Origin of the sequence: Halomonas sp. SIMBA_159 (genome assembly GCF_046536035.1) — a bacterium.
Classification (GTDB): Bacteria; Pseudomonadota; Gammaproteobacteria; order Pseudomonadales; family Halomonadaceae; genus Vreelandella; species Vreelandella venusta_A.
This window is the reverse complement of record NZ_JAWJBT010000552.1, coordinates 1-273: the sequence shown is the minus strand read 5'-3', so window position 1 is coordinate 273 and position 273 is coordinate 1. Positions and strand designations below refer to the sequence as shown.

Here is a 273-nt window from a genome sequence, read left to right as displayed (position 1 = left end):
ACTTAAACCAGCCGGGTTTTGATACAAGCTTTGCATTAATGCGAGCGGTGGGCGAGGCCTTTGTTCCGGCCTATCTGCCGATTGTGGAAAAACGCAAAGCCACAGCATATGGCGAGCGCGAACGGCAGTTTCAGTTGTATCGCCGTGGCCGTTATGTTGAATTTAATCTGGTATACGATAGGGGCACACTATTTGGTTTGCAAAGTGGTGGCCGCACTGAATCAATATTAATGTCGATGCCGCCGCTGGTGCGTTGGCAGTATGGCTTTCAAC

At 50.2% G+C, this 273-nt stretch carries 1 protein-coding gene; it reads left to right on the top strand.

What is annotated here, in order from left to right:
* Positions 1-273, top strand: a 273-nt coding sequence (locus R0J87_RS20425; RefSeq protein WP_498888543.1) for a coproporphyrinogen III oxidase, incomplete at both ends; no start/stop codon positions are given.